This is a genomic window from Pontivivens insulae, assembly GCF_900302495.1.
Classification (GTDB): Bacteria; Pseudomonadota; Alphaproteobacteria; order Rhodobacterales; family Rhodobacteraceae; genus Pontivivens; species Pontivivens insulae.
In genome coordinates this window covers 1-5,513 of record NZ_OMKW01000008.1, presented here as the reverse complement: position 1 = coordinate 5,513, position 5,513 = coordinate 1, and the positions used below count along the sequence as shown (strand labels likewise).

The window sequence follows — 5,513 nt, the reverse complement described above, 5'->3', positions numbered from 1 at the left end:
TGTCTGTAAAACAGGTGCCGAAGAAGCTGGAGTAACAGAAGTGAGAACCAGCTTATCAGAAAAAAAGTTTGAATTATGGCGAGAAATAAAAGTCTGAAACATGATTAAACTCCTAAGCAGAAAACCTACCGCGCTTCGCTTGGTCAACCCCTCAGCGGCAAAAATTAAAATTTTTACCGCTTCGGCGTTATAACCTCACACTCAATCTTTTATCACGAAGTCATGATTGAATCGCGAGTGGTCGGCAGATTGCGATAAACGGTCACATTAAATTTAACCTGACTATTCCACTGCAACAACTGAACGGACTGGAAACACTGGTCATAATCATGGTGGCGAATAAGTACGCGTTCTTGCAAATCACCAGAAGGCGGTTCCTGAATGAATGGGAAGCCTTCAAGAAGGTGATAAGCAGGAGAAACATACGAAGGCGCATAACGATACCACTGACCCTCAGCAATCTTAAACTTCTTAGACGAATCACCAGAACGGAAAACATCCTTCATAGAAATTTCACGCGGCGGCAAGTTGCCATACAAAACAGGGTCGCCAGCAATATCGGTATAAGTCAAAGCACCTTTAGCGTTAAGGTACTGAATCTCTTTAGTCGCAGTAGGCGGAAAACGAACAAGCGCAAGAGTAAACATAGTGCCATGCTCAGGAACAAAGAAACGCGGCACAGAATGTTTATAGGTCTGTTGAACACGACCAGAAAACTGGCCTAACGACGTTTGGTCAGTTCCATCAACATCATAGCCAGATGCCCAGAGATTAGAGCGCATGACAAGTAAAGGACGGTTGTCAGCGTCATAAGAGGTTTTACCTCCAAATGAAGAAATAACATCATGGTAACGCTGCATGAAGTAATCACGTTCTTGGTCAGTATGCAAATTAGCATAAGCAGCTTGCAGACCCATAATGTCAATAGATGTGGTAGAAGTCGTCATTTGGCGAGAAAGCTCAGTCTCAGGAGGAAGCGGAGCAGTCCAAATGTTTTTGAGATGGCAGCAACGGAAACCATAACGAGCATCATCTTGATTAAGCTCATTAGGGTTAGCCTCGGTACGGTCAGGCATCCACGGCGCTTTAAAATAGTTGTTATAGATATTCAAATAACCCTGAAACAAATGCTTAGGGATTTTATTGGTATCAGGGTTAATCGTGCCAAGAAAAGCGGCATGGTCAATATAACCAGTAGTGTTAACAGTCGGGAGAGGAGTGGCATTAACACCATCCTTCATGAACTTAATCCACTGTTCACCATAAACGTGACGATGAGGGACATAAAAAGTAAAAATGTCTACAGTAGAGTCAATAGCAAGGCCACGACGCAATGGAGAAAGACGGAGAGCGCCAACGGCGTCCATCTCGAAGGAGTCGCCAGCGATAACCGGAGTAGTTGAAATGGTAATAAGACGACCAATCTGACCAGCAAGGAAGCCAAGATGGGAAAGGTCATGCGGCATACGCTCGGCGCCAGTTTGAATATTAGACATAATTTATCCTCAAGTAAGGGGCCGAAGCCCCTGCAATTAAAATTGTTGACCACCTACATACCAAAGACGAGCGCCTTTACGCTTGCCTTTAGTACCTCGCAACGGCTGCGGACGACCAGGGCGAGCGCCAGAACGTTTTTTACCTTTAGACATTACATCACTCCTTCTGCACGTAATTTTTGACGCACGTTTTCTTCTGCGTCAGTAAGAACGTCAGTGTTTCCTGCGCGTACACGCAAGGTAAACGCGAACAATTCAGCGGCTTTAACCGGACGCTCGACGCCATTAATAATGTTTTCCGTAAATTCAGCGCCTTCCATGATGAGACAGGCCGTTTGAATGTTGACGGGATGAACATAATAAGCAATGACGGCAGCAATAAACTCAACAGGAGCAGGAAAGCGAGGGTATCCTACAAAGTCCAGCGTACCATAAACGCAAGCCTCAACGCAGCGACGAGCACGAGAGCGGTCAGTAGCAATCCAAACTTTGTTACTCGTCAGAAAATCGAAATCATCTTCGGTTAAATCCAAAACGGCAGAAGCCTGAATGAGCTTAATAGAGGCCAAAGCGGTCTGGAAACGTACGGATTGTTCAGTAACTTGACTCATGATTTCTTACCTATTAGTGGTTGAACAGCATCGGACTCAGATAGTAATCCACGCTCTTTTAAAATGTCAACAAGAGAATCTCTACCATGAACAAAATGTGACTCATATCTAAACCAGTCCTTGACGAACGTGCCAAGCATATTAAGCCACTTCTCCTCATCCAACGCGTCAGTTTTTGACAGAATCGTTAGTTGATGGCGAAAGGTCGCAAAGTAAGAGCTTCTCGAGCTGCGCAAGGATAGGTCGAATTTTCTCATTTTCCGCCAGCAGTCCACTTCGATTTAATTCGTAAACAAGCAGTAGTAATTCCTGCTTTATCAAGATAATTTTTCGACTCATCAGAAATATCCGAAAGTGTTAACTTCTGCGTCATGGAAGCGATAAAACTCTGCAGGTTGGATACGCCAATCATTTTTATCGAAGCGCGCATAAATTTGAGCAGATTTGTCGTCACAGGTTGCGCCGCCAAAACGTCGGCTACAGTAACTTTTCCCAGCCTCAATCTCATCTCTCTTTTTGCGTTCTGCTTCAATATCTGGTTGAACGGCGTCGCGTCGTAACCCAGCTTGGTAAGTTGGATTAAGCACTCCGTGGACAGATTTGTCATTGTGAGCATTTTCATCCCGAAGTTGCGGCTCATTCTGATTCTGAACAGCTTCTTGGGAAGTAGCGACAGCTTGGTTTTTAGTGAGTTGTTCCATTCTTTAGCTCCTAGACCTTTAGCAGCAAGGTCCATATCTGACTTTTTGTTAACGTATTTAGCCACATAGAAACCAACAGCCATATAACTGGTAGCTTTAAGCGGCTCACCTTTAGCATCAACAGGCCACAACCAACCAGAACGTGAAAAAGCGTCCTGCGTGTAGCGAACTGCGATGGGCATACTGTAACCATAAGGCCACGTATTTTGCAAGCTATTTAACTGGCGGCGATTGCGTACCCGACGACCAAAATTAGGGTCAACGCTACCTGTAGGAAGTGTCCGCATAAAGTGCACCGCATGGAAATGAAGACGGCCATTAGCTGTACCATACTCAGGCACACAAAAATACTGATAGCAGTCGGCGTGTGAATCATTAGCCTTGCGACCCTCGGCAGCAAGAACCATACGACCAATATCACGAAAATAGTCACGCAAAGCATTGGGATTATCATAAAACGCCTCTAATCGGTCGTCAGCCAACGTGAGAGTGTCAAAAACGATAAACCAACCATCAGCATGAGCCTGTCGCATTGCATTCATCAAACGCTGAATAGCAAAGCCTCTACGCGATTTCATAGTGGAGGCCTCCAGCAATCTTGAACACTCATCCTTAATACCTTTCTTTTTGGGGTAATTATACTCATCGCGAATATCCTTAAGAGGGCGTTCAGCAGCCAGCTTGCGGCAAAACTGCGTAACCGTCTTCTCGTTCTCTAAAAACCATTTTTCGTCCCCTTCGGGGCGGTGGTCTATAGTGTTATTAATATCAAGTTGGGGGAGCACATTGTAGCATTGTGCCAATTCATCCATTAACTTCTCAGTAACAGATACAAACTCATCACGAACGTCAGAAGCAGCCTTATGGCCGTCAACATACATATCACCATTATCGAACTCAACGCCCTGCATACGAAAAGACAGAATCTCTTCCAAGAGCTTGATGCGGTTATCCATCTGCTTATGGAAGCCAAGCATTGGGGATTGAGAAAGAGTAGAAATGCCACAAGCCTCAATAGCAGGTTTAAGAGCCTCGATACGCTCAAAGTCAAAATAATCAGCGTGACATTCAGAAGGGTAATAAGAACGAACCATAAAAAAGCCTCCAAGATTTGGAGGCATGAAAACATACAATTGGGAGGGTGTCAATCCTGACGGTTATTTCCTAGACAAATTAGAGCCAATACCATCAGCTTTACCGTCTTTCCAGAAATTGTTCCAAGTATCGGCAACAGCTTTATCAATACCATGAAAAATATCAACCACACCAGAAGCAGCATCAGTGACGACATTAGAAATATCCTTTGCAGTAGCGCCAATATGAGAAGAGCCATACCGCTGATTCTGCGTTTGCTGATGAACTAAGTCAACCTCAGCACTAACCTTGCGAGTCATTTCTTTGATTTGGTCATTGGTAAAATACTGACCAGCCGTTTGAGCTTGAGTAAGCATTTGGCGCATAATCTCGGAAACCTGCTGTTGCTTGGAAAGATTGGTGTTTTCCATAATAGACGCAACGCGAGCAGTAGACTCCTTCTGTTGATAAGCAAGCATCTCATTTTGTGCATATACCTGGTCTTTCGTATTCTGGCGTGAAGTCGCCGACTGAATGCCAGCAATCTCTTTTTGAGTCTCATTTTGCATCTCGGCAATCTCTTTCTGATTGTCCAGTTGCATTTTAGTAAGCTCTTTTTGATTCTCAAATCCGGCGTCAACCATACCAGCAGAGGAAGCATCAGCACCAGCACGCTCCCAAGCATTAAGCTCAGGAAATGCAGCAGCAAGATAATCACGAGTATCCTTTCCTTTATCAGCGGCAGACTTGCCACCAAGTCCAACCAAATCAAGCAACTTATCAGAAACGGCAGAAGTGCCAGCCTGCAACGTACCTTCAAGAAGTCCTTTACCAGCTTTAGCCATAGCACCAGAAACAAAACTAGGGACGGCCTCATCAGGGTTAGGAACATTAGAGCCTTGAATGGCAGATTTAATACCAGCATCACCCATGCCTACAGTATTGTTATCGGTAGCAAGCACATCACCTTGAATGCCACCGGAGGCGGCTTTTTGACCGCCTCCAAACAATTTAGACATGGCGCCACCAGCAAGAGCAGAAGCAATACCGCCAGCAATAGCACCAAACATAAATCACCTCACTTAAGTGGCTGGAGACAAATAATCTCTTTAATAACCTGATTCAGCGAAACCAATCCGCGGCATTTAGTAGCGGTAAAGTTAGACCAAACCATGAAACCAACATAAACATTATTGCCCGGCGTACGGGGAAGGACGTCAATAGTCACACAGTCCTTGACGGTATAATAACCACCATCATGGCGACCATCCAAAGGATAAACATCATAGGCAGTCGGGAGGGTAGTCGGAACCGAAGAAGACTCAAAGCGAACCAAACAGGCAAAAAATTTAGGGTCGGCATCAAAAGCAATATCAGCACCAACAGAAACAACCTGATTAGCGGCGTTGACAGATGTATCCATCTGAATGCAATGAAGAAAACCACCATTACCAGCATTAACCGTCAAACTATCAAAATATAACGTTGACGATGTAGCTTTAGGTGTCTGTAAAACAGGTGCCGAAGAAGCTGGAGTAACAGAAGTGAGAACCAGCTTATCAGAAAAAAAGTTTGAATTATGGCGAGAAATAAAAGTCTGAAACATGATTAAACTCCTAAGCAGAAAACCT

The 5,513-nt window shown here is 44.5% G+C and carries 9 protein-coding genes; all 9 read right to left on the bottom strand.

What is annotated here, in order from left to right; genetic code table 11:
• On the bottom strand, positions 1-102 hold a 102-nt coding region (locus tag POI8812_RS17995), incomplete at its 3' end, for a hypothetical protein (protein WP_503127991.1).
• Between the two features lie 110 nt (positions 103-212).
• The gene (locus tag POI8812_RS17990; RefSeq protein WP_000065572.1) at positions 213-1,496 is read right to left on the bottom strand and encodes a major capsid protein; all 1,284 of its coding nucleotides are present in this window, start codon (positions 1,494-1,496) and stop codon (positions 213-215) included.
• A gap of 36 nt (positions 1,497-1,532) precedes the next feature.
• Entirely contained in the window at positions 1,533-1,649 is a 117-nt protein-coding gene (locus tag POI8812_RS17985; protein ID WP_000033471.1) for a phage DNA packaging protein J, read from the bottom strand.
• A complete protein-coding gene (locus POI8812_RS17980) occupies positions 1,649-2,107 on the bottom strand; it encodes a scaffolding protein D (RefSeq protein ID WP_000084700.1) in 459 nt (152 codons plus the stop codon). The genes POI8812_RS17985 and POI8812_RS17980 overlap by 1 nt, the downstream gene beginning before the upstream one ends.
• Positions 2,104-2,343 (bottom strand): phage DNA packaging protein C, encoded by a 240-nt coding sequence (locus tag POI8812_RS17975; protein WP_016670801.1) that lies wholly within the window; start codon positions 2,341-2,343, stop codon positions 2,104-2,106. Before POI8812_RS17975 ends, POI8812_RS17980 begins: the two co-directional genes overlap by 4 nt.
• Positions 2,276-2,428, bottom strand: coding sequence for a hypothetical protein (locus POI8812_RS17970; RefSeq protein ID WP_435988044.1), 153 nt, complete (start codon positions 2,426-2,428; stop codon positions 2,276-2,278). Before POI8812_RS17970 ends, POI8812_RS17975 begins: the two co-directional genes overlap by 68 nt.
• Complete coding sequence (locus POI8812_RS17965) at positions 2,361-3,902, bottom strand: replication endonuclease (protein ID WP_000252566.1); 1,542 nt, start codon at positions 3,900-3,902, stop codon at positions 2,361-2,363. Before POI8812_RS17965 ends, POI8812_RS17970 begins: the two co-directional genes overlap by 68 nt.
• 63 nt (positions 3,903-3,965) lie before the next feature.
• Entirely contained in the window at positions 3,966-4,952 is a 987-nt protein-coding gene (locus POI8812_RS17960; RefSeq protein ID WP_000466547.1) for a Minor spike protein, read from the bottom strand.
• Between the two features lie 8 nt (positions 4,953-4,960).
• Positions 4,961-5,513: hypothetical protein (locus tag POI8812_RS17955; RefSeq protein WP_503127989.1), on the bottom strand; the 553-nt coding region annotated here is incomplete at its 5' end.

Coding starts and splice junctions, on each gene's coding strand:
- POI8812_RS17990 (WP_000065572.1), bottom strand. CDS start 1,496: ATGTCTAATATTCAAACTGGCGCCGAGCGTATGCCGCATGACCTTTCC.
- POI8812_RS17985 (WP_000033471.1), bottom strand. CDS start 1,649: ATGTCTAAAGGTAAAAAACGTTCTGGCGCTCGCCCTGGTCGTCCGCAG.
- POI8812_RS17980 (WP_000084700.1), bottom strand. CDS start 2,107: ATGAGTCAAGTTACTGAACAATCCGTACGTTTCCAGACCGCTTTGGCC.
- POI8812_RS17965 (WP_000252566.1), bottom strand. CDS start 3,902: ATGGTTCGTTCTTATTACCCTTCTGAATGTCACGCTGATTATTTTGAC.
- POI8812_RS17960 (WP_000466547.1), bottom strand. CDS start 4,952: ATGTTTGGTGCTATTGCTGGCGGTATTGCTTCTGCTCTTGCTGGTGGC.